The organism is Rhodoferax sp. GW821-FHT10B06, assembly GCF_059415605.1.
On the sequence record NZ_JBWKNO010000001.1, the window covers coordinates 457,082 to 476,549 of the forward strand.

Below are 19,468 nucleotides of genomic sequence, written 5' to 3' on the forward strand. Positions count from 1 at the left end.
TCATACCTGGCCTCCCTGGGCACGCTGGGACAGTGCTGCTTCTGCATGTGTTTTGTCGGAAAAAGGATGCTTGACCCCGGCCACTTCCTGGGTAGCCTCGTGGCCCTTGCCTGCCAACAGGACAACGTCCTTCGGCGCGGCCTGGGCAATGGCTTCGGCGATGGCCTCGGCACGGTCTGACTGGACCCGCACGCAGGCGTTGTGGCTCAGGCCCAGCAAAATCTGGCTGATGATGGCCTCGGGGCGCTCGCTGCGCGGGTTGTCGCTGGTCACCAGTACAAAGTCCGCATTCTTCTCGGCCACTGCAGCCATTAGCGGGCGCTTGGAGTTGTCGCGGTCGCCACCGCAGCCAAACACGCACCACAGCTTGCCGCCACGCGCCTCGGCCAAGGGCCGTAGCGCCAGCAACGCCTTGTCCAGGGCATCGGGCGTGTGGGCATAGTCAATCGCCACCAGGGGCTGGCCGGGCGGGTTCAGGCAGTCCATGCGGCCAGGCACCGGCAGCAGTCCATCGCAGGCACGCACTGCTTCGTCCAGCGGCACGCCCAGCGCCCGCATGGTGCCGATCACGCCCAGCAGATTGGCCACGTTGTACTGGCCAATCACGGAAGATTGCAGGCGGCAGGACTGCGCGCCTTCCACCACCTCAAAACTCAGACCTGCGGCCTCGTAGCGGATATCGCGCGCCTGCAGACGGGCGCTGTGGGCACACGATAGGGTCCACACGTCCAGCCCGCTCAGGGAGGCAGCCAGCACAGAGCCCTGTGGATCGTCCACATTCACCACGGCCGCTTGCAGGCCGGGCCAACGGAACAAGGCTTCCTTGGCCTGCCAATACGCTTCGGTACTGCCGTGGTAGTCCAGATGGTCCTGGGTGAAATTGGTGAAGACCGCCACGCGGATCTTCGTGCCGTCCAGCCGACGCTCTACGACGCCGATGCTGGAAGCTTCGATGGCGCAAGCGCCCAGGCCCAGGTCCACAAAGCCGCGGAAGGCGTTTTGCAACAAAACCGGATCGGGCGTGGTCAGGCCGGTGGCCAGCACATCGGGCGGAATTCCCACACCCAAAGTGCCCACTACCGCGCAAGGCGCCTGCGCATAGCGCTGCACTTTTGATAGCGCCTGGGCTAGCCACCAGGTGGTAGAGGTTTTGCCGTTGGTGCCGGTCACCGCCAATACATCGAGCTGCTGGCTGGGGTGCTTGAAATACGCGGCAGCAATCGGCCCGGTGCTGGCCTTCAAGCCGGCATAGCTGGCCACCGCGTCGCTGGTGAAGCCGAAGGCAGCACTGCCTTCGTGCTCGACCAGGCAGGCACTTGCGCCCTGGGCCAGTGCGGCCTGGACGAAATTACGGCCATCGGTGGCAGCCCCCGGCCAGGCGATGAAACCATCACCGCGCTGGATGGCGCGGCTATCAACGCGCAGCGCACCCGTTACCCGGCTTTGCAGCCAGGCTACCGCTTCGGCAGGCGTGTGTAGTTCCAGCATCAGAACGACTCCTCCACGGCCTTGGACACCACCTGGGCCTTGACGTCCAGATCGGGCTGCACGCCCATCATGCGCAAGGTTTGCTGCACCACTTCGCTGAACACCGGCGCGGCCACGATGCCGCCGTAGTACGAGCCCGCGCTGGGTTCGTCCACCATCACGGCAACGATGATGCGCGGCTTTTCAATGGGTGCCATGCCGGTAAACCAGGCGCGGTATTTGTTGCTGGCATAGCCCTTGCCAACCTGCTTGTGCGCCGTGCCGGACTTGCCGCCCACCGAATAACCCACGGTCTGTGCCAAAGGGCCTGTGCCCCCCGGGCCGGCGGCCAGTTGCAGCATCTTGCGCACAGCGGCCGCGTTCTGCGCCGAGAACACCTGCACGCCCACAGCCGGTTCATCCGACTTGAGCATGGTGGCTGGAATGATTTTTCCGTCGTGGGCAAAAGCCGTATAGGAATGCGCCATCTGGAACAGCGAGGCCGAGAGGCCGTAGCCGTAGGACATGGTGGCCTGCTCGATAGGGCGCCATGACTTCCAGGGACGCAAACGCCCGGTCACGGCACCCGGGAAGGTCAGCTGCGGCTTCTGGCCGAAGCCCACCGCGGTAAACGAGTCCCACATTTCGTGCGGACTCATGCGCTGCGATATCTTGGTGGCGCCCACGTTGCTGGACTTCTGGATCACGCCCTCCACCGTCAGCAAACCATAGTTGTGCGTGTCGGTGATGGTGGAGCCGGTTACGGTGTAACGCCCCGGCGAGGTGTCGATCGGCGTTTGCGGCGTGATGCGGCCCAACTCCAGGGCTGTCGCCACGGTGATGGGCTTCATGGTGGAGCCGGGCTCGAAGGTATCGGTCAGGGCGCGGTTGCGCAGCTGTTCACCAGTCAGGTTCTTGCGGTTGTCCGGCGAATAGCTGGGATAGTTGGCTAGTGCCAGCACTTCACCGGTGATGGTGTCCAACACCACCACGCTGCCGGCCTTGGCCTTGTTGGCGATCACGGCATCGCGCAGCTTCTGGTAGGCGAAGAACTGCACCTTGCTGTCGATGCTGAGCTGGATCTCGCGGCCATCGACCGGCGGCACCTGGTCGCCGATGTCTTCCACCACGCGCCCCATGCGGTCCTTGATGACGCGGCGCGAACCGGGCTTACCGCCCAATTCCTTGTTGAAAGCCAGTTCGATGCCATCCTGGCCGTTGTCTTCCACGTTGGTAAAACCAACCACGTGGGCAATCGCCTCGCCCTCAGGGTACTGGCGCTTGTATTCTTTGCGCAGATAAATACCCTTGATACCCAGGGCTGTGATCTGTTGGGTAATCGGCTCATCCACCTGGCGCTTGATCCAGACAAAGCTCTTGTCTTCGTCCAGCTTCTTGTTCAGGTCAGCCAGCGGCATTTCCAGCAGCTTGGCCAATTGCTTGAGTTTGGCCGGATCGTGGTCCACGTCCTCCGGGATCGCCCAGACGCTGGGCGCAATCACGCTGGAGGCCAGGATCAAGCCGTTGCGATCTAGAATGCGGCCCCGATTGGCCGGCAGTTCCAGGGTACGGGCAAAGCGCACCTCGCCCTGGTGCTGGTAGAAGGCATTGCCAATCACCTGGATATAGGCAGCACGCGCCGTCAGCCCCAGAAAGCCAACGGCAATCGCGGCCACCACCAGCTTGCTACGCCATACCGGTGTTTTACTGGCCAGCAAAGGGCTGGAGGTATAGCGAACGCTGCGGCTCATGGCGTCCCTCCCGCGGCGGATGCCAAGGGAGCCACCGTCACGTACTGGGTGATGGCGGGTGAGCTGGTGCGCATCTGCAACTGTTCTTTGGCCAGCTTCTCCACCCGCAAAGGCGTGGCCTGGGCGCGCTTTTCCACCTGCAAGCGTTCGTTTTCAATTTCCAGCTTTTGCGATAAGGCGACCGCACGGTCCACCTCAACAAACAGGCTGCGTGACTCGTACTGGATGCGCACCAGATACAAGGCGCTGGCCAGTACGGCGAGCAGCAACACCAAGTTCAGCCGGGTCATGGCGCCGCCGTCCTGCGTGCCACGCGCATCACCGCGCTACGCGAACGCTTATTGCCGGCCACCTCTTGAGCGCTGGGCTTGACGCGGCCCAAGGACTCCAACGGCATAGGGCTAGAGCCGCCCAACATCCAGTCGGGTGCGCGGCGGTCCACCACCTCACGGGCATGTTTGGCGATGAATTGCTTAACAATACGGTCTTCCAGCGAATGGAAGCTGATCACCACCAGCCGCCCACCGGGCTGCAGCACGCGCAGGCTGGCGTTCAGCGCAAGCTGCAACTCTTCCAGCTCGGCATTGATGAAAATCCGAAAAGCCTGAAATGTGCGCGTTGCCGGGTTTTGCCCCGCTTCGCGGGTCTTGACCGCGCCAGCCACGAGGTCGGCCAGTTCGGAGGTAGTGGTGATCGGGCCGCGCTCTTGTCGGCGCGCGACAATCGCCTTTGCAATGGGGCCAGCAAACCGTTCTTCACCGTAGTCACGTACCACCTCTGCGATCTGTTGAACTTCGGCTGTTGCCAGCCATTCGGCCACACTTTCACCGCGCGTGGGGTCCATGCGCATATCCAGCGGGCCATCGGAGCGGAAACTGAACCCCCGGGCCGGGTTGTCAATTTGGGGCGAGCTGATGCCCAGGTCCATCAACACGCCGGCCACACTGGCGTCGGGCAGCTCAGACAGATGGCGAAAGCCCTGGTGGCGGATGGAAAAGCGCGGGTCGGCAATGGTGGCGGCTTCGGCAATCGCCTCGGGATCGTGGTCAAAGGCGATCAAGCGATCGCCTTCCGCCATTTTGGATAACAACAGACGCGAATGGCCACCCCGACCGAAAGTAGCATCGACGTAAGTAGCCACAGCGCCATCGGCGCTGTGGGAAGGGGAATCCGGCTTGTCGAGAAGCGCGTCAATCGCTTCATCCAACAAGACGGTGGTATGTTTCCACAACGTATCCACCGTAGGGCCTTAGAAAGAAAAATCCTGAAAAACCTCGGGCATCTCACCCTGCATGGCCTTGGCCTCCTGGGCATCGTAGGTGGCCTTGTCCCAGAGTTCAAAATGCCGCCCCATGCCCAGCAGCATGGTGTCTTTGGCAATACCCGCCGCTTCACGCAACTCAGGCGACACCAGCACCCGGCCGGTGGCGTCCATATCCACATCCATAGCGTTACCCAGGAAGATGCGCTTCCACCACTGGGCCGACATAGGTAGCTCGGCAATACGTTCGCGGAACTTCTCCCACTCCGGGCGGGGGAACAGCATCAAGCAGCCGTGCGGGTGCTTGGTGATGGTCAGCTGACCGCCCGCAGTCGCGCTCAGCACGTCCCGGTGCCGGGTCGGCACCGATAAACGCCCCTTGGCATCCAGACTGAGAGACGAAGCCCCTTGAAACACAACTACTGCCCACCTTGCTTGAGAGTTGCAATCCGATGGAGCGTGCGAAGGCACTTTTCACCACTTAATTGCACTTTTTTGCACTGTAGCAGGAAAAAAAGGCTGCGCCCATTCCGCAACTGGTATTTTTTGTAATCAAATCAAGGACTTAGACGCTGCCTTGCAAGTAGGGAAGTGCAAAATACGTTCTAAATTAAGCACTTAGCGCACATTCTGAATGTGCCAACTCAGATGGGCGACACGACAGGCGGTAACAAAAAAGTCCGGCAGGGGGCCAGACTTCGGTGCTCAGAGGATATAGCGGGATAAATCTTCGTTTTTGCTCAGCTCTTGCAGGCGCACGTCCACATATGCAGCGTCCACAACAACCGTCTGTCCAGTCAACTCGGCAGCCGCAAAGCTAACCTCATCCAGCAGGCGCTCCAACACCGTGGACAGCCGCCGCGCACCAATGTTCTCTGTACGCTCGTTCACGTCAAACGCAATGTGGGCCAGCCGGGTGATCCCCTCAGACGTGAACTCCAGAGTCACACTCTCCGTCGCCAGCAAAGCCTGGTACTGCTTGACCAAAGATGCATGGGTTTGGGTGAGGATGGCCTCGAAGTCCTGCACAGACAAGGACTGCAGCTCCACCCGTATCGGGAAGCGGCCTTGCAGCTCGGGGATCAGGTCGCTGGGTTTGCTCAAATGAAAAGCCCCCGAGGCGATGAACAGGATGTGGTCGGTTTTCACCGTGCCATATTTGGTCGATACCGTGGTACCTTCAACCAAGGGTAGCAAATCACGCTGCACACCCTGGCGCGAAACCTCGGCTCCAGAACCTTCGGAACGAGATGTCACCTTGTCGATTTCATCGATAAAGACTATGCCGTTTTGCTCTGCATTATGGATGGCCTGGGTTCTGATATCTTCTTCATTCACCAGCTTGGCGGCCTCTTCCTCGACCAGGAGCTTCATGGCCTCGTCAATACGCAGCTTGCGGGTCTTGCGCTTGGGTTGCCCAATCTGACTGAACATGCCGCGCAGCTGCTCGGTCATTTCCTCCATGCCTGGCGGCCCCATGATCTCCAGCTGAGCCTTGGCATCCGCAAGCTCCAGCTCGATTTCCTTGTCGTCCAGCTGGTGCTCGCGCAGCTTCTTGCGGAACGCCTGGCGCGCAGCACTGTCCGCCACGGCAGGCGTGGTCGGCGTAAAACCGAAATCCGCTCCGCTGGCAGCACTGCGGGCAGGGGGAATCAGAATATCCAAAATACGCTCTTCGGCAGCATCCTCAGCGCGGGTGCGCACCTTACGCATTTCAGTTTCGCGGGTTTGTTTGACGGCAATATCGGCCAGGTCACGGATGATGGCATCCACATCCTTGCCCACATAACCCACCTCAGTGAACTTGGTGGCTTCGACCTTGATGAAAGGCGCATCCGCCAGGCGAGCCAAACGACGGGCGATTTCGGTTTTACCCACACCGGTGGGGCCAATCATGAGAATGTTCTTGGGCGTGATCTCAAAGCGCAGGGCCTCTGGCACCTGCTGGCGGCGCCAACGATTGCGCAGTGCGATCGCAACCGCACGCTTGGCCTGGTGCTGGCCAACGATATGGCGGTCGAGTTCAGAAACGATTTCTTGGGGTGTCATCGAGGACATGGTGCTTACTCTATTTTCTGGGCAATGGCTGCGGCTGACGCGCAAACTCAAAGGACTTCAATGGTGTGGTGCATATTGGTGTAGATGCACAGTTCGCCGGCGATTTCCAGCGACTTTTTGACTATCTCCTGGGCAGACAAATCGGTGTTGTCCAGCAAGGCCTTGGCGGCAGACTGTGCAAAGGCACCGCCCGACCCGATAGCCACAATGCCATTTTCCGGCTCCAGCACATCGCCATTGCCCGTGATGATCAGCGAAGCCGTACTATCTGCCACCGCCAGCATGGCCTCCAGGCGGCGCAGCACGCGGTCGGTACGCCAATCCTTGGTCAGCTCGATGGCCGCACGCACCAAGTGGCCCTGGTGCTTTTCCAGCTTGCCCTCAAACCGTTCAAACAGCGTGAATGCATCTGCCGTAGCACCGGCAAAACCAGCCAGCACCCGGTCATGGTGCAATTTACGCACCTTGCGCGCCGTACCCTTGACCACGATATTGCCCAGCGTGACCTGGCCATCCCCGCCAATCGCAACCTGCATACCGGTCGGGGTTTTGCGCCGCACACTGAGGATGGTGGTACCGTGAAACTGCTCCATAGGATCCAAATAAGAGGTGAGCGCCATCCATGCAGCCGGCCCGACTGTGCCGGCAGCCAAGGCTCAATTCCTGCGCGGAATCACCTTGGCATGTTCATTGATGCCGACAATGTTGAAGAAAATCGCAGCCAGTCTGTGCAGGCCGGTAAAACGCACGCTGCGCCCTGCAGCATGGTGAAGCGCAGCCCAGTTCAGTACAGAACCGGCCGCCGAAAAATCAATGCGAACCAGGTAGTCACAAGGCACGACCACAGTGGCGGCGCCATCCGCCCAAACGTCTACCCTGGCCAATATATCTGCTGCATCGCCCTCCACCACGCCGCTTAAGCCCGTGTGCTGCATACCCTGGATGGAGTCGGATACCCCCATATCGGTATGTTTGAACATGGAGTCAGCTGGTTGACGGGATAACGGCGCACCGGGTACTGCCTCCTCATCGGGCGCGGACAAGACCACGCAGGAACATTGCACATCCTGCCATGAGGGCGGGGACACCTCGTAGGTGATGCAGTACTCCAGCGCAACCATGTCAAATGCATCGTGGTTGCGCAAAATACGCAGCAAATCCAGCCGCAAACGCCACCAGGCCTGGTTGACGCCCGCATCCCCCGTTCGGGCTTGGCTCTGCACCACGGCTTCCAGGCGATCGATACGCAAAAAACTCAGGCGCACGGCCTGGTGCGTCCAACCGTCCAGCAGGGCATTCAGCCCCTCCAGCGCCGCTCCATCGATAGAAACCAAATGGGACCAATCGATCTGCAACCTGGACGGCGCACCGCGCTGCAGCGCGAGCCGCAGATTCGCCACCGTGGTAGCACCCAGCACACTGGGGCTGGTCCAGTTGAAATCATTGTCCGCCTGCGCCGCCGGTGTACTGGCAGTTCCCCAGCGCCCCGCCTGCTCTGGAATGGAAAACCAGTTGGGCGCAGAGCGGCCAAACCGGGTCGCGTAATCAATGCCCGCAACGTCAAACCGATCAGCCCGATCGGTCGCGCGGTAAAAGTCAAACAAGGTGGCCCAGAGTTCGGAATTGCCGTCCGCGCCATGCTCGGCCCGCAGCAAAGCCTGGATGAGGGCCTCTACCGCATCCACATCTCCGTTGGCGAAACGGATCGCCGCCTCGTCCAGCTCGGGGATATGCACAAAATCCACGTCGTCCAACCCGCCAGCACCCTGTGCGTCAGCGGAAAAATTGATCTGGGTATCCAGCGCCGCCAACATATCCACCATGGGCTCGCTCGATGGCGTATTTTCCCGCAGCGGAGCAACCTCGGTCGGTGCAAACGCCGTGGAGGCCACCGTGGGGGACAAGGGAGATGGCACCGTCGGAGCAAAAGAAGTGGCAGTACCCGCTGCCGGCACAGACTCGGCTGGCAGCAGCCCCGCCCGAGACGACAGGGGCACGGCAGACTTGCCGCCCGTTGCATCCTTGGCTTTCCACCATTGGCGCGACATCTGCTCTTCAATCTCATCGATCTTCTTGATCGTACCCGCGCGGTCATCCAGCTTGGACTGGATGGACTGCATGCTGCTCTGAAAGAAAGAAGGCCGCTCCGCCGCATCCGCCGCCTGCGGCTGGGCTTCGTTCTGGCGCAACTTACGCAGCTGGTCAAACTCACGGCGCCGCACAAAGTCATTGCGGCGCTTGCGCTCAATCATTTCCTTGAGCATCTGCTTGCTGTACTGGCTTTCCTTGTCCGTCTCCGGCTGGTCAAGGTCGGACCAGTTCGTCGTCGGGTTACGAACGAACTTGACGACCTTGGACAGCAAACCAGAAGGTTCGTTAGGGGGCATGGCTAACCTGGTACGACCGGGGAATCAGAGTGAAACAGCAATATGCTCAATCGCCGAACATCTTCTGCTTGAGCTCGCGACGCTGCTGGGCTTCCAGCGACAGCGTGGCGGTAGGACGCGCCAGCAAGCGACCGACGCCGATAGGCTCCCCGGTTTCGTCGCAGTAGCCATAGTCGCCCGCATCGATGCGGTTGATGGACTGCTCGATCTTCTTGAGCAGCTTGCGCTCACGGTCACGGGTACGCAACTCCAGGGCATGCTCTTCCTCGATCGTGGCGCGGTCGGCTGGATCGGGCACGACCACCGTGTCTTCACGCAAATGTTCGGTGGTTTCACCGGCGTTGTTCAGCATATCCTGCTTCAGCGCCACCAGCTTGAGACGGAAGAAAGCCGTCTGCTTTTCGTTCATGTACTCGCTGTCAGGCATGGCCATGACTTCGGCATCGGTCAATTTGTCGGCCGGCGTTGTCTTCCAGTTGTTGGCCAGCTTGGGGTCCTTCTTGGCGGCAACGTGCGGTGGCGGCGCAATCATGGGCTCTGGCGCGTTCTGCATATAGCTGGACTTGGCGGCCGTGGAGGCCACGGTGGGCGCCATGGAAGGCACGGTCAGCTGGGCCAACCGCGAGGACGGGCGGGTACTTTTTGCTGGGATGGCCATGTACCGCGGCCCGGTCTGGGTCGTTTCGGTCGTAGCTTCCGGGGTCGCCGGCTTGGGTGCGGTTGTCACTTTGGGGGGGTACTCACGGTTGGCGCGGGGCAATTGCTACCGCCGCTGACTTCTTAGATTTTGTGGGTGGGTACGTGGTGAAGCGAGCATACAGCTTCGCACGCATGCACTGACCCGCAGACTTGAAGCCGCCAGCCGTATTTCCATGCAAGAACGAAGCCATCATGTATTCACCCGCTGCAGCGGGGCCCTTTCACCAACATTGACCTTACACCAAACACTGCTCCATGCCTTGCAAAAAGATGTCTTTCGGCAGATCAATGCCAATAAACACCATTTTGCTGCTGCGCTTCTCATCTTCGGCCCAAGCTGGGCCCAGGTCGCTGCCCATCAACTGGTGCACGCCCTGGAAAATGACTTTACGCTCGGTGCCTTGCATATTCAAGACGCCTTTGTAGCGCAACATGCGCGGGCCGTAAATATTAACAACAGCGCCGAGAAAATCTTCCAGCTTGGCCGGATCAAACGGGCGATCGGCTTTGAACACAAAGCTTTTCACGTCGTCGTCATGGTGATGGTGGTGCCCCTCATGGCCGTGACCATGGTCATGCTGGTGCGAGGGGTGGTCGCAGTGCTCGCCCTCGGCATGGTCATGGTGGTCGTGGTCGTCTTCCTTGAGGAAGTCGGGGTCGATGTCCAGTTTCGCATTCAGGTTGAAGCCGCGCAGGTCAAACACCTCGCTCAAGGGCACTTCGCCGAAGTGCACGGCCTTTTGCGGCGCCCGCGGGTTCATGTGCTTGAGGCGGTGCATCAGCGCATCGACCTCGGCGGGCTCCACCAAGTCAGTCTTGCTGATGAAAATCTGGTCGGCAAAACCCACCTGGCGGCGGGCTTCCTGGCGGTCATTCAGCTGGGTCGCGGCGTGTTTCGCGTCCACCAGGGTCAGGATCGAGTCCAGCAGATAGCTTTCGGCGATCTCGTCGTCCATGAAAAAGGTCTGGGCTACCGGGCCAGGATCGGCCAGGCCGGTGGTTTCGATGACCACGCGTTCAAAATCCAGCAGGCCCTTGCGCTTTTTGGCGGCCAGTAGGCTCAGGGTGGCGCGCAGGTCTTCGCGGATCGAGCAGCAGATGCAGCCGTTGTTCAGCTGGATGATTTGCTCACCCGGCTCGGAGACCAGGATCTCGTTGTCGATGTTCTCTTCACCGAATTCGTTCTCGACGACGGCGATTTTCTGGCCGTGGGCCTCGGTCAGCACGCGCTTGAGCAGCGTGGTCTTGCCCGAGCCCAGAAAGCCGGTCAGGATGGTGACGGGAATGAGTGCCATGGGTTCTTTCATTGCTAATTTGTCACTGGGAACAGCGCCGCTCCCGCGATTTCGTGGAAATTAACAGGTGGGGAGTGTAGCGGCCAATTCAGGCGGGCTTTAGATGGGGCTATTTCCTCAGAATTACAAGGCCTTTGAGGTACTCGCCTTCGGGGAAATTGATGGTCATGGGGTGGTCGGGGGCGCCGCCCAGGCGCTCGCTGATATAGCCGTCGACACCCGCGTCAATGCCGGCCGAGGCCACGATCTTGTGGAACAGGTCGGCGTTGATGCCGCCCGAACACGAATAGGTAAACAGCACGCCGCCCGGCTCCAGGATCTTGAAGGCCAGCCGGTTGATATCTTTATAAGCGCGGGCCGCGCGGTCGGCGTGGACTGCCGTGGGGGCGAACTTGGGCGGGTCCAGTACGATGCAGTCGAAAGTCTGGCCCTGGGCCGCAAACTGGCGCAGCGAGGCGTTCACGTCGGCATCCATAAAGGTGACGCGGTCCGCCGCAAAGCCGTTCAGCGCCACATTCGCCGCTGCCTGCTCCAGCGCCGGGCCGGACGAGTCGATGGACGTGACATGCCCCTGGCTGCCGCCGGCCCGCATGCCGGCCAGGGCCGCCACGGTAAAGCCCCCTGTATAGCAATAGCAGTTCAGCACGCGCTGGAGCTGCAGGCGCTGGGCGTAATCGGCCATTTTCTTGCGGCTGTCGCGCTGGTCCAGATAGAAGCCGGTCTTGTGGCCCTCAGCGATGTCCAGGCCGAGGCGCCACTGGTGCTCCTGGATGGTCAGGCCGGTGGCGCTGTCGCCACGCAGCCAGCCGGTGGTGGGCTCCAGGCCTTCCAGCGAACGGGTATTGGTGTCGGAACGTTCGTACAGCTTGGTCAGGCCGGTGGCGGCCAGGATCGCGTCGACCAGCACGGCCTTCCAGCGCTCCACACCGGCAAACAGGAACTGCGCCACCAGGGTGTCGCCATAGCGGTCAACGATCAGGCCCGGCAGGCCGTCGGACTCGCCATGGATCAGACGTACGCCGTCACTATTGACATCAAATCGGGCTCTGGCGCTGATAGCAGCTGCGACAGCAGCTACAAAAAACGCAGCATCAATACGCTGGGTTTCGTCAAAGCTCCAGACCCGGGCGCGGATCTTGGACGTGGGGCTGAACGCCGCCCAGCCCAGAAACTTGCCCTCATGCGACTCCACGCGCACGGTTTCGCCCGCGTCACCGCCGCCTTTGGCGATGGCGGAGTCAAAAATCCAGGGGTGGCGGCGCTGCAGCGAGCGTTCCTTGCCTTCACGTAAACGAATAACTTTCATGGACGGGATTGTCGGGCCTATTTGCCCAGACCTCCCGACTACTTGCCCGGCGGCAGCTTGGCCCGGGGATGGGCAGCGTCATACACCTTGGCCAGATGCTGGAAGTCCAGCCGGGTGTAGACCTGGGTGGTGCTGATATTGGCGTGGCCCAGCAGCTCCTGCACCGCGCGCAGGTCGCCGCTGCTTTGCAGCACGTGGCTGGCGAACGAATGGCGCAGCATGTGCGGATGCACCGGGGTGGCGGTGCCGGCCAATTGGCTGCGTCGGCGCAAGCGCTGCCAGACCGACTGGGCGGTCAGCCGCGTGCCATAGCGGCCCAGAAACAAAGCCGGCGAGAACTGTGCGCCCTGCCCTTCGGCACGCAGGGCCAGCCAGTGCTCCAGTGCTTCGACGGCCTTTCGGCCAATCGGCACGCTGCGCCGCTTGCTGCCCTTGCCCAGCACATGGGCTTCGCCGGCATCCAGGTCGATCCAGCCACGCGCCTGTGGGCTGGGCTTGGCGTCCAGTCCGGTCAACTCGCCCACGCGCAGGCCGCCGCCGTACAGCAGCTCGACCATGGCGGCGTCGCGCGCCTCAAGCCAGGGATCGTCGGCCTCGTTTTCAAAGTCGGCCAGACCCACGGCCTCATTCAAGCCGAGGGCTTTAGGCAGGGGCTTGGCGGCTTTAGGTGCGCGCACGTCCTGCACCGGGTTGCTGGCCACCAGGCCTTGGCGGCCCAGCCAGGTATAGAAACCGCGCCAGCCCGACAGAATGAGCGCGATGCCACGCCCGGTGCGGCCCTGGCTGTGCATTTGCGCCACCCAGCGGCGAATGTGGTGGTGGGCCACGGCAGTCAACGCCACGCCGGCCTTGTCAGCCTCCTGCGCCAGCCTCTGCAGGTCCAGCGTGTACAGCGCCACGGTACGCTCGGCCAGACGCTTTTCAAAGCGCACATGGTCCAGGTACTGCACGACCAATGGCGGCGGTACGCTGGCCTCTGCCATATTGATTAAGCGCGCAAGCGCGACAAAGCGGCGCCAGCCAGTTCGGCGATGCGCTCCAGGAAGTCGGTGCCCATGGCCGACTCGAAACGGTGGGCGTCGGGCGAGGCCAGCACCAGCATGCCAAAAGCCGGGCTAGGGCTGTTCAACACGCCGGTACGCAGCGGCATCAGCGCCAGCGACATGGCAGCCGACGGCTCGGCCAGCCAGCTGACCGCCTCGAAACCCGAGTTCACGCCGCAGAACGGCGCGGTCAGCGAGGAGGCAAAAATCTTCGCGTCATCGCTGACACCGCGCGCCCAGGCGGCGTGCGCGTATTCATCGGCCACGCCCCAGACCTTGATGGCTGCCTGCGGCACGGAAAACTGGACCTCGATCTCGCGCGCGATGCGTTCGGGCAGATCGGCGGGCGAACGCGTCAGCAACAGGCTGCGCGCCCAGCGCTGCAGCTTGTCGGCAATGATGACGTTCTCGTTGCCGTGGCGCACCATGTCCATGATGCGGTGCTCCAGGCCCTTGATCTTCTCGCGCAGCATCTCGGCCTGGCGCTCCTGCAGGCTAACGGCGCGGTTGCCGTGCGGGCTGGACAGCTGCACCGAGGCCAGCACCTGGGAATGGCGCTCGAAAAACTCGGGCGTGTTGGCCAGGAAGTTGGCGATGTCGTCTTCGGTGATCGGATTGGTGGTGTTCATAGGGGGTGCAATCAATTAGTCTGGAATCGTGATCGAGCCGTCAAAAACCGTAGTGGCCGGGCCAGTCATCCGCACTGGCTGGCCCATGCCGGCCCATTCGATGGTCAGGCGGCCGCCATGGGTGTCCACGTCCACCCGCGCGTCCAGCAAGCCCAGGCGTATGCCCGCTACCACCGCCGCGCAGGCGCCGGTGCCGCAGGCCAGGGTTTCGCCGGCGCCGCGCTCATAGACACGCAGACGCACCTGGCTGCGACTGACCACCTGCAGGAAGCCGACGTTCACGCCATTCGGGAAGCAGGACTGGGCCTGCACCAGCGGGCCCAGACTGGCGACCGGCGTGGCCTCGGCGTCGTCCACCAGGTGCACGGCATGCGGGTTGCCCATGGACACAACCGCTACGCTAAATGTAGCACCCTGCGCAGATTCCACCTGCGCCAGCGGCCATATTTGCCAATCATTCACGGCCACGGGCTGCAGGCCTTGCGGGTCAAACGGAATCTGCGGCAGATCGAACACCGGCAGGCCCATGTCCACGGTGACGCGGCCGTCATCCTGCATGTTCAGTTGCAGCACGCGCTCCATGGTTTGCACGCGCACGCTGCTTTGCGTGGTGAGTCCGCGGCTGTGGACGAAGCGCATAAAGCAGCGCGCGCCATTGCCGCAGTGCTCCACCTCGCCGCCGTCGGCGTTGTGGATGGCGTATTCGAAATCGATGCCCGGTGCGCTGGCGCGGCGCACGGACAGAATTTGATCGGCGCCGACGCCAAAGTGGCGGTCGGCCAGGAAGCGGTACTGGGCGGCGCTCAGCCCCAGGCGCCCCTGGGTTTCATCGAGCACCACAAAGTCGTTGCCCGCGCCCTGCATTTTGGTAAATGGGATGTGCATGGCCGAATTATCCGCTGTGGCGCACGTATTTTTAAGCAGCAGGGCGATTCAAGCCCAGCCCCCTGCGCTAGAGCGCATACGCTATTGAATCAATAGCTTCTCGCGCTGGTGAAATAAGCGCCAACGGCCTATTTTTCATATAAAAGTGTGAAGCCCACCGATAAGCCGGATTCTGTGCACCGAGGTTGCCCTCGGCGTGACCGCCATTAATCTGGGCCGGGGGTCGCCCCACCGGCTCAATGCTACCTACCCGCCAACTCCGGGGGCCCCGTCAACGTTGGCCTACTTGGTATTGCTGCGCGTAGAGATTGCCCGTTTCACCCAAGTCGGGCTTTGCCCGACTTGGGTGCTGTGCTTTCCCGGCTTGCGCCGGGACCGGTCGGCTTACGCCGCCCTTTGCCAGCTTGCGCTGGCATCGCACAGACCACCCTTGCTAGGCTGACCTGACTTGACTCGTCTCTGTTGCTCTAATCCTCACCTCACGGTGGACAGCCGTTAGCTGCTACGCTGCCCTATGCAGTCCGGACGTTCCTCCAGTGCCTGGTTTCCCAGATTGCACCAGCGGCGGTCTGGCGGGCTTCACGGGGTGCATTATCGCAGTGCCACAATGCATTTCTTTTTCTGCAGCTTCAACTTTCACGTTATCGAAAGACATTCCATGCGCGCCGACACCATCCTGCACACCATTGGCAACACCCCGCACGTACGCATCCAGCGCCTGTTTGGCCCGGCTGCCAATGTGTGGATCAAGTCCGAGCGCAGCAACCCCGGCGGCTCGATCAAGGACCGCATTGCGCTCAGCATGGTGGAAGACGCGGAGAAATCCGGCGTGCTGCGACCCGGCGGCACCATCATCGAACCCACATCCGGCAACACCGGCGTGGGCCTGGCCATGGTGGCTGCGGTCAAGGGCTACAAGCTGGTGCTGGTGATGCCTGACAGCATGTCGGTTGAACGCCGCCGCCTGATGCTGGCCTACGGCGCCAGCTTTGACCTGACGCCGCGCGAAAAAGGCATGAAGGGCGCCATCGCCCGCGCCCAGGAGCTGGTCGCCGCTACGCCCGGCAGCTGGATGCCGCAGCAGTTTGAAAATCCCGCCAACATCGACGTGCATGTACGCACCACGGCGCAGGAAATCCTGGCCGACTTCCCCGAAGGGCTGGATGCCCTCATCACCGGCGTGGGCACTGGCGGCCACATCAGCGGCTGCGCCCGTGTCCTGAAGGAAAAATGGCCCAACCTGAAGGTGTTTGCGGTGGAGCCCACGGCCTCGCCCGTGATCTCCGGCGGCGCCCCTGCCCCCCACCCCATCCAGGGCATAGGCGCGGGCTTCATCCCCAAAAACCTGGACGTAGCCCTGCTGGACGGCACCATCCAGGTAGACGCCGAGCCAGCCCGCGAAATGGCCCGTCGCAGCGCGCGCGAAGAAGGCATGCTGGTGGGCATTTCCAGCGGAGCCACGCTGGCGGCGATCGCGCAAAAGCTGCCCGAACTGGGCGCAGGCGCACGCGTGCTGGGCTTCAATTACGACACCGGTGAACGCTACCTGTCGGTAGACGGGTTTCTACCTGCATAAACAGCATGAAAAAGACGCGGGATGCGGCCGAATTTGCCTCTACCATAGGGCTTCCAAGTTGCATTTCCCACGTCTAAAAATTGTTGCTCCGTTCATGGTGGAAACTGCTCTTACTGGCCATCCTGCTGGGATTGATGGCGCTATTGGCTTGGCTGGTCGCGGATGAGCTGAACACCTCCCGGCTGCAGGCGCGCTATCTGTCACGGCTGGGGCAAGAGTTGCGCTTTGCGCCGGAACCGGGGCCCAGCCCCGAAGACTCCATCCGCTTTCCACACAGCGGGCCCTACGACGAACGCCTGGGCTATAGCCAGATTCCGTCCTTCACCCAGTCCCTGAGCGCACACGGCTATACCGTCACCCAGCAAGCGCGTATCTCGCCACGCATGGCCGAACTGGCCGACAACGGGCTGCCGCTGCCCTACGCAGAAAAGAACCAAGCCGGGCTGAACCTGCGCGACTGCAATGCCCAAACGCTGTATGCCGAACGCTTCCCTGAGCGCGGCTATGCGGACTTCCGCTCCGTGCCCTCGCTGCTGGTGAACACCTTGCTGTTCATCGAAGACCGCGACCTGCTGGACGACAGCCAGCCCAAGCACAACCCCGCCATCAACTGGGGGCGCTTCAGCAAGGCCCTGACCGACCAGGTCGTGCACGCGGTGGACAAGTCGCACGAAGCCCCCGGCGCCAGCACGCTGGTCACGCAGATCGACAAATACCGCCACTCGCCCGAGGGCCGCACCGCCTCGCCACGCGAGAAGCTGCGGCAAATGGCCAGCGCCTCCATCAAGACCTATCTGGACGGCGAAAACACCCTGGCCTTCCGCCAGCAAACCGTGGTCGACTACCTGAACACCGTGCCGCTGGCCGCCAAGCCCGGCTACGGCGAAGTCAACGGCATGGGCGACGGCCTGTGGGCCTGGTACGGGCGCGATTTCAATGAGGCCAACCAGCTGCTGCAAGACAACGCGGCTGAAACGGGTACCGCGCTGCAAAGCCGGGCCGAGGCCTTCAAACAGGCAATGTCGCTGATGATTGCGCAGCGCCGGCCCTCATACTATCTGCGCGAGGGCCGGGCCGCGCTGCAGCAGCTGGCCGATAGCCATTTGCGCGTGCTGGCCAGCGCCGGCATCATCTCGCCCGCGCTGCGGGACGCGGCCTTGCCCATCCAGCTCAAGCTGCAGCAAGACACCGGCGCTGAACCACCGGTGTCCTTTGTTTCACGCAAGGCGGTGACCGCATTGCGCAGCCACCTGTCCAGCCTGTTGCAGGTGAAACACCTGTACGACCTGGACCGCTTTGATATGGCGGCCAGCGCCACCTTGAACGGCGAGGTGCAGCGCGAGGTCAGCACCGTGCTGCGCCAGTTGAGCGAGCCCGCCAGCGCCAAGGCTGCCGGCCTGTATGGCCACAATATGCTCAGCCCCGGCGACGACCCGAGCAAGCTGGTGTTCAGCTTCACGCTGTTTGAGCAGCGCGACGGCGCCAACCTGCTGCGCGTGCAGACCGACAACTTCGACCAGCCCTTTGACATCAACGAAGGCGCACGGCTCAACCTGGGCTCCACCGCCAAACTGCGCACGCTGATCACCTACCTGGAAATCATCACCGAGCTGCACCAGCGCTATGCAGATATGGGCCCACAGGAGCTGGCCGCCGCCAAGGGCGACGACGCCGACACTCTGAGCCGCTGGGCCCGCGCCTACATCGTCCAGGCGCAGGACAAAAGCCTGCACCCCATGCTGGAGGCCGCCATGGAGCGCAGCTACTCCGGCAACCCGGGCGAGAGCTTCGTCACCGGCGGCGGCGTGCAAAGCTTTGAGAACTTCGAGCCCGAAGAAAACTACAAGGTGATGACGGTGCGCGAGAGCTTCCAGCACTCGGTGAACCTGGTGTTTGTGCGGCTGATGCGTGACGTGGTGCAGTACTACCAGTTCCAGCGCTCGGGTGCCAGCAGCGCCGCGCTGCCAGCCGTAGACTCGCCGGCGCGGCAGGAAATTCTGGCCCGCTTTGCCGACAAGGAGGGCCGCCAGTTCATGGCCCGCTTCTACCGCAAATACCAGGGGCTGGCGCCCGACGCCGCCCAGGACCTGCTGCTGCAAACCATGCGCCCGGTGCCGGCACGGCTGGCCACGGTGTTCCGCAGCCTGCAGCCCGATGCGGATCTGGCGCAGTTCACGGCCTTCCTGCGCCAACGCCTGCCCGGCATGGCCTTGTCCGATGCCCAGCTGCAGGAGCTGTACGCCAAGTACGCGGTGGACAAATTTTCGCTGGCCGACCGGGGCTACATCGCCGGCATCCACCCGCTGGAGCTATGGGTGGTCAGCTATATGCACCAGCAACCCGCCGCCACGCTGGCGCAGACCCTGCAGGCCAGCAGCAGCGTGCGCCAGGATGTCTACAGCTGGCTGTTCAAAAGCAACCGCAAGGTGGCGCAGGATAAGCGCATACGCCAGATGCTGGAGCTGGAGGCCTTTCAGGAAATTGCCCAGGACTGGCGCCGGTTGGGCTACCCTTTTGAGTCGCTGACCCCGTCGCTGGCCACCGCCCTGGGCGCTTCGGGCGACCGCCCGGCAGCCCTGGCCGAACTGATGGGCATCATCGTCAACAAGGGTATGCGCCTGCCGTTGCGCAAGCTGCACAGCCTGGATTTCGCCAGCGGCACACCCTATGCCACCCGCTTTGAAAGCGCCCCACCCGTCGCCGAGCGGCTGCTGCCCGAGGAGCTGACCGAGGTGGTGCGCCGCTCGCTGCTGGACGTGGTGAACGGCGGCACCGCCAGCCGGCTGCGCGACGGCTTCAAGCTGGCCAATGGCAGCAGCATCGACATCGGCGGCAAAACCGGCACCGGCGACCACCGCTTTGAAACCTATGGGCCCGGCGGGCGGCTGGTGTCCTCGCGCGCGGTGAACCGCTCGGCCACCTTTGTGTTTCTGCTGGGCGACCGCTTCTTTGGCACCATGACGGCTTATGTGCACGAGCCCTATGCGGCCAACTACCGCTTCACCAGCGCACTCTCGGCCCAGCTACTGAAGTCGCTGGCGCCCACCTTGCTGTCCAGCATGGGTGACAGCCCCGCAGCCAGCGCGCTGGCCTGTCGCAACTAAGCCCTCC

At 62.4% G+C, this 19,468-nt stretch carries 16 protein-coding genes and 1 other RNA gene; 2 read left to right on the forward strand and 15 right to left on the reverse strand.

What is annotated here, in order from left to right; genetic code table 11:
• The 15 genes from AC07O2_RS02135 to rnpB form a co-directional block, all read right to left on the reverse strand.
• Positions 1 to 1,488: a UDP-N-acetylmuramoyl-L-alanyl-D-glutamate--2,6-diaminopimelate ligase gene (locus AC07O2_RS02135; RefSeq protein WP_495074087.1), complete on the reverse strand. Its 1,488-nt coding sequence runs from the start codon at positions 1,486 to 1,488 to the stop codon at positions 1 to 3.
• Complete coding sequence (locus AC07O2_RS02140; RefSeq protein WP_495074088.1) at positions 1,488 to 3,218, reverse strand: peptidoglycan D,D-transpeptidase FtsI family protein; 1,731 nt, start codon at positions 3,216 to 3,218, stop codon at positions 1,488 to 1,490. The genes AC07O2_RS02135 and AC07O2_RS02140 overlap by 1 nt, the downstream gene beginning before the upstream one ends.
• Positions 3,215 to 3,508, reverse strand: coding sequence for a cell division protein FtsL (gene ftsL / locus AC07O2_RS02145; RefSeq protein WP_495074089.1), 294 nt, complete (start codon positions 3,506 to 3,508; stop codon positions 3,215 to 3,217). Before ftsL ends, AC07O2_RS02140 begins: the two co-directional genes overlap by 4 nt.
• Positions 3,505 to 4,458 carry a 16S rRNA (cytosine(1402)-N(4))-methyltransferase RsmH gene (rsmH, locus tag AC07O2_RS02150; protein WP_495074090.1) on the reverse strand — a complete coding sequence of 318 codons (954 nt, stop codon included), beginning with the start codon at positions 4,456 to 4,458 and terminating at the stop codon, positions 3,505 to 3,507. The genes ftsL and rsmH overlap by 4 nt, the downstream gene beginning before the upstream one ends.
• A 9-nt stretch (positions 4,459 to 4,467) precedes the next feature.
• The gene (mraZ, locus tag AC07O2_RS02155; protein WP_495074091.1) at positions 4,468 to 4,896 is read right to left on the reverse strand and encodes a division/cell wall cluster transcriptional repressor MraZ; all 429 of its coding nucleotides are present in this window, start codon (positions 4,894 to 4,896) and stop codon (positions 4,468 to 4,470) included.
• Positions 4,897 to 5,184: 288 nt separating this feature from the next.
• On the reverse strand, positions 5,185 to 6,537 hold the full coding sequence (hslU, locus tag AC07O2_RS02160; RefSeq protein WP_495074092.1) for an ATP-dependent protease ATPase subunit HslU: 1,353 nt from the start codon (positions 6,535 to 6,537) through the stop codon (positions 5,185 to 5,187).
• Positions 6,538 to 6,584: 47 nt separating this feature from the next.
• On the reverse strand, positions 6,585 to 7,130 hold the full coding sequence (hslV, locus tag AC07O2_RS02165; protein ID WP_490591112.1) for an ATP-dependent protease subunit HslV: 546 nt from the start codon (positions 7,128 to 7,130) through the stop codon (positions 6,585 to 6,587).
• Between the two features lie 63 nt (positions 7,131 to 7,193).
• Entirely contained in the window at positions 7,194 to 8,924 is a 1,731-nt protein-coding gene (locus AC07O2_RS02170; protein ID WP_495074093.1) for an STAS domain-containing protein, read from the reverse strand.
• Between the two features lie 46 nt (positions 8,925 to 8,970).
• Positions 8,971 to 9,582 (reverse strand): RNA polymerase-binding protein DksA, encoded by a 612-nt coding sequence (dksA, locus tag AC07O2_RS02175; protein WP_495074094.1) that lies wholly within the window; start codon positions 9,580 to 9,582, stop codon positions 8,971 to 8,973.
• Positions 9,583 to 9,859: 277 nt separating this feature from the next.
• The gene (locus AC07O2_RS02180) at positions 9,860 to 10,918 is read right to left on the reverse strand and encodes a CobW family GTP-binding protein (protein ID WP_495074095.1); all 1,059 of its coding nucleotides are present in this window, start codon (positions 10,916 to 10,918) and stop codon (positions 9,860 to 9,862) included.
• A 109-nt stretch (positions 10,919 to 11,027) separates the two neighbouring features.
• A complete protein-coding gene (locus AC07O2_RS02185) occupies positions 11,028 to 12,224 on the reverse strand; it encodes a class I SAM-dependent rRNA methyltransferase (protein ID WP_495074096.1) in 1,197 nt (398 codons plus the stop codon).
• Between the two features lie 38 nt (positions 12,225 to 12,262).
• Positions 12,263 to 13,207, reverse strand: coding sequence for a tyrosine-type recombinase/integrase (locus AC07O2_RS02190; protein WP_495074097.1), 945 nt, complete (start codon positions 13,205 to 13,207; stop codon positions 12,263 to 12,265).
• Between the two features lie 5 nt (positions 13,208 to 13,212).
• Positions 13,213 to 13,896 (reverse strand): DUF484 family protein, encoded by a 684-nt coding sequence (locus AC07O2_RS02195; RefSeq protein WP_495074098.1) that lies wholly within the window; start codon positions 13,894 to 13,896, stop codon positions 13,213 to 13,215.
• 15 nt (positions 13,897 to 13,911) lie between these two features.
• Positions 13,912 to 14,781 carry a diaminopimelate epimerase gene (gene dapF / locus AC07O2_RS02200; protein WP_495074099.1) on the reverse strand — a complete coding sequence of 290 codons (870 nt, stop codon included), beginning with the start codon at positions 14,779 to 14,781 and terminating at the stop codon, positions 13,912 to 13,914.
• Between the two features lie 145 nt (positions 14,782 to 14,926).
• An RNA gene (gene rnpB, locus AC07O2_RS02205) (RNase P RNA component class A) lies at positions 14,927 to 15,362 on the reverse strand.
• A 77-nt stretch (positions 15,363 to 15,439) separates the two neighbouring features.
• On the opposite strand from rnpB, the gene cysK reads away from it, so the two are divergent.
• Positions 15,440 to 16,357 (forward strand): cysteine synthase A, encoded by a 918-nt coding sequence (cysK, locus tag AC07O2_RS02210; protein ID WP_495074100.1) that lies wholly within the window; start codon positions 15,440 to 15,442, stop codon positions 16,355 to 16,357.
• A 134-nt stretch (positions 16,358 to 16,491) separates the two neighbouring features.
• Positions 16,492 to 19,461 carry a transglycosylase domain-containing protein gene (locus AC07O2_RS02215; protein ID WP_495074224.1) on the forward strand — a complete coding sequence of 990 codons (2,970 nt, stop codon included), beginning with the start codon at positions 16,492 to 16,494 and terminating at the stop codon, positions 19,459 to 19,461.
• The last annotated feature ends 7 nt before the right edge of the window (positions 19,462 to 19,468 follow it).

What these genes read in the sequence shown, in the direction of transcription:
- AC07O2_RS02135 (WP_495074087.1), bottom strand. Translation starts at nt 1,488, where the DNA reads ATGCTGGAACTACACACGCCTGCCGAAGCGGTAGCCTGGCTGCAAAGC.
- AC07O2_RS02140 (WP_495074088.1), bottom strand. Translation starts at nt 3,218, where the DNA reads ATGAGCCGCAGCGTTCGCTATACCTCCAGCCCTTTGCTGGCCAGTAAA.
- ftsL (WP_495074089.1), bottom strand. Translation starts at nt 3,508, where the DNA reads ATGACCCGGCTGAACTTGGTGTTGCTGCTCGCCGTACTGGCCAGCGCC.
- hslU (WP_495074092.1), bottom strand. Translation starts at nt 6,537, where the DNA reads ATGTCCTCGATGACACCCCAAGAAATCGTTTCTGAACTCGACCGCCAT.
- hslV (WP_490591112.1), bottom strand. Translation starts at nt 7,130, where the DNA reads ATGGAGCAGTTTCACGGTACCACCATCCTCAGTGTGCGGCGCAAAACC.
- AC07O2_RS02170 (WP_495074093.1), bottom strand. Translation starts at nt 8,924, where the DNA reads ATGCCCCCTAACGAACCTTCTGGTTTGCTGTCCAAGGTCGTCAAGTTC.
- dksA (WP_495074094.1), bottom strand. Translation starts at nt 9,582, where the DNA reads ATGGCCATCCCAGCAAAAAGTACCCGCCCGTCCTCGCGGTTGGCCCAG.
- AC07O2_RS02180 (WP_495074095.1), bottom strand. Translation starts at nt 10,918, where the DNA reads ATGGCACTCATTCCCGTCACCATCCTGACCGGCTTTCTGGGCTCGGGC.
- AC07O2_RS02185 (WP_495074096.1), bottom strand. Translation starts at nt 12,224, where the DNA reads ATGAAAGTTATTCGTTTACGTGAAGGCAAGGAACGCTCGCTGCAGCGC.
- AC07O2_RS02190 (WP_495074097.1), bottom strand. Translation starts at nt 13,207, where the DNA reads ATGGCAGAGGCCAGCGTACCGCCGCCATTGGTCGTGCAGTACCTGGAC.
- AC07O2_RS02195 (WP_495074098.1), bottom strand. Translation starts at nt 13,896, where the DNA reads ATGAACACCACCAATCCGATCACCGAAGACGACATCGCCAACTTCCTG.
- dapF (WP_495074099.1), bottom strand. Translation starts at nt 14,781, where the DNA reads ATGCACATCCCATTTACCAAAATGCAGGGCGCGGGCAACGACTTTGTG.
- cysK (WP_495074100.1), top strand. Translation starts at nt 15,440, where the DNA reads ATGCGCGCCGACACCATCCTGCACACCATTGGCAACACCCCGCACGTA.
- AC07O2_RS02215 (WP_495074224.1), top strand. Translation starts at nt 16,492, where the DNA reads ATGGCGCTATTGGCTTGGCTGGTCGCGGATGAGCTGAACACCTCCCGG.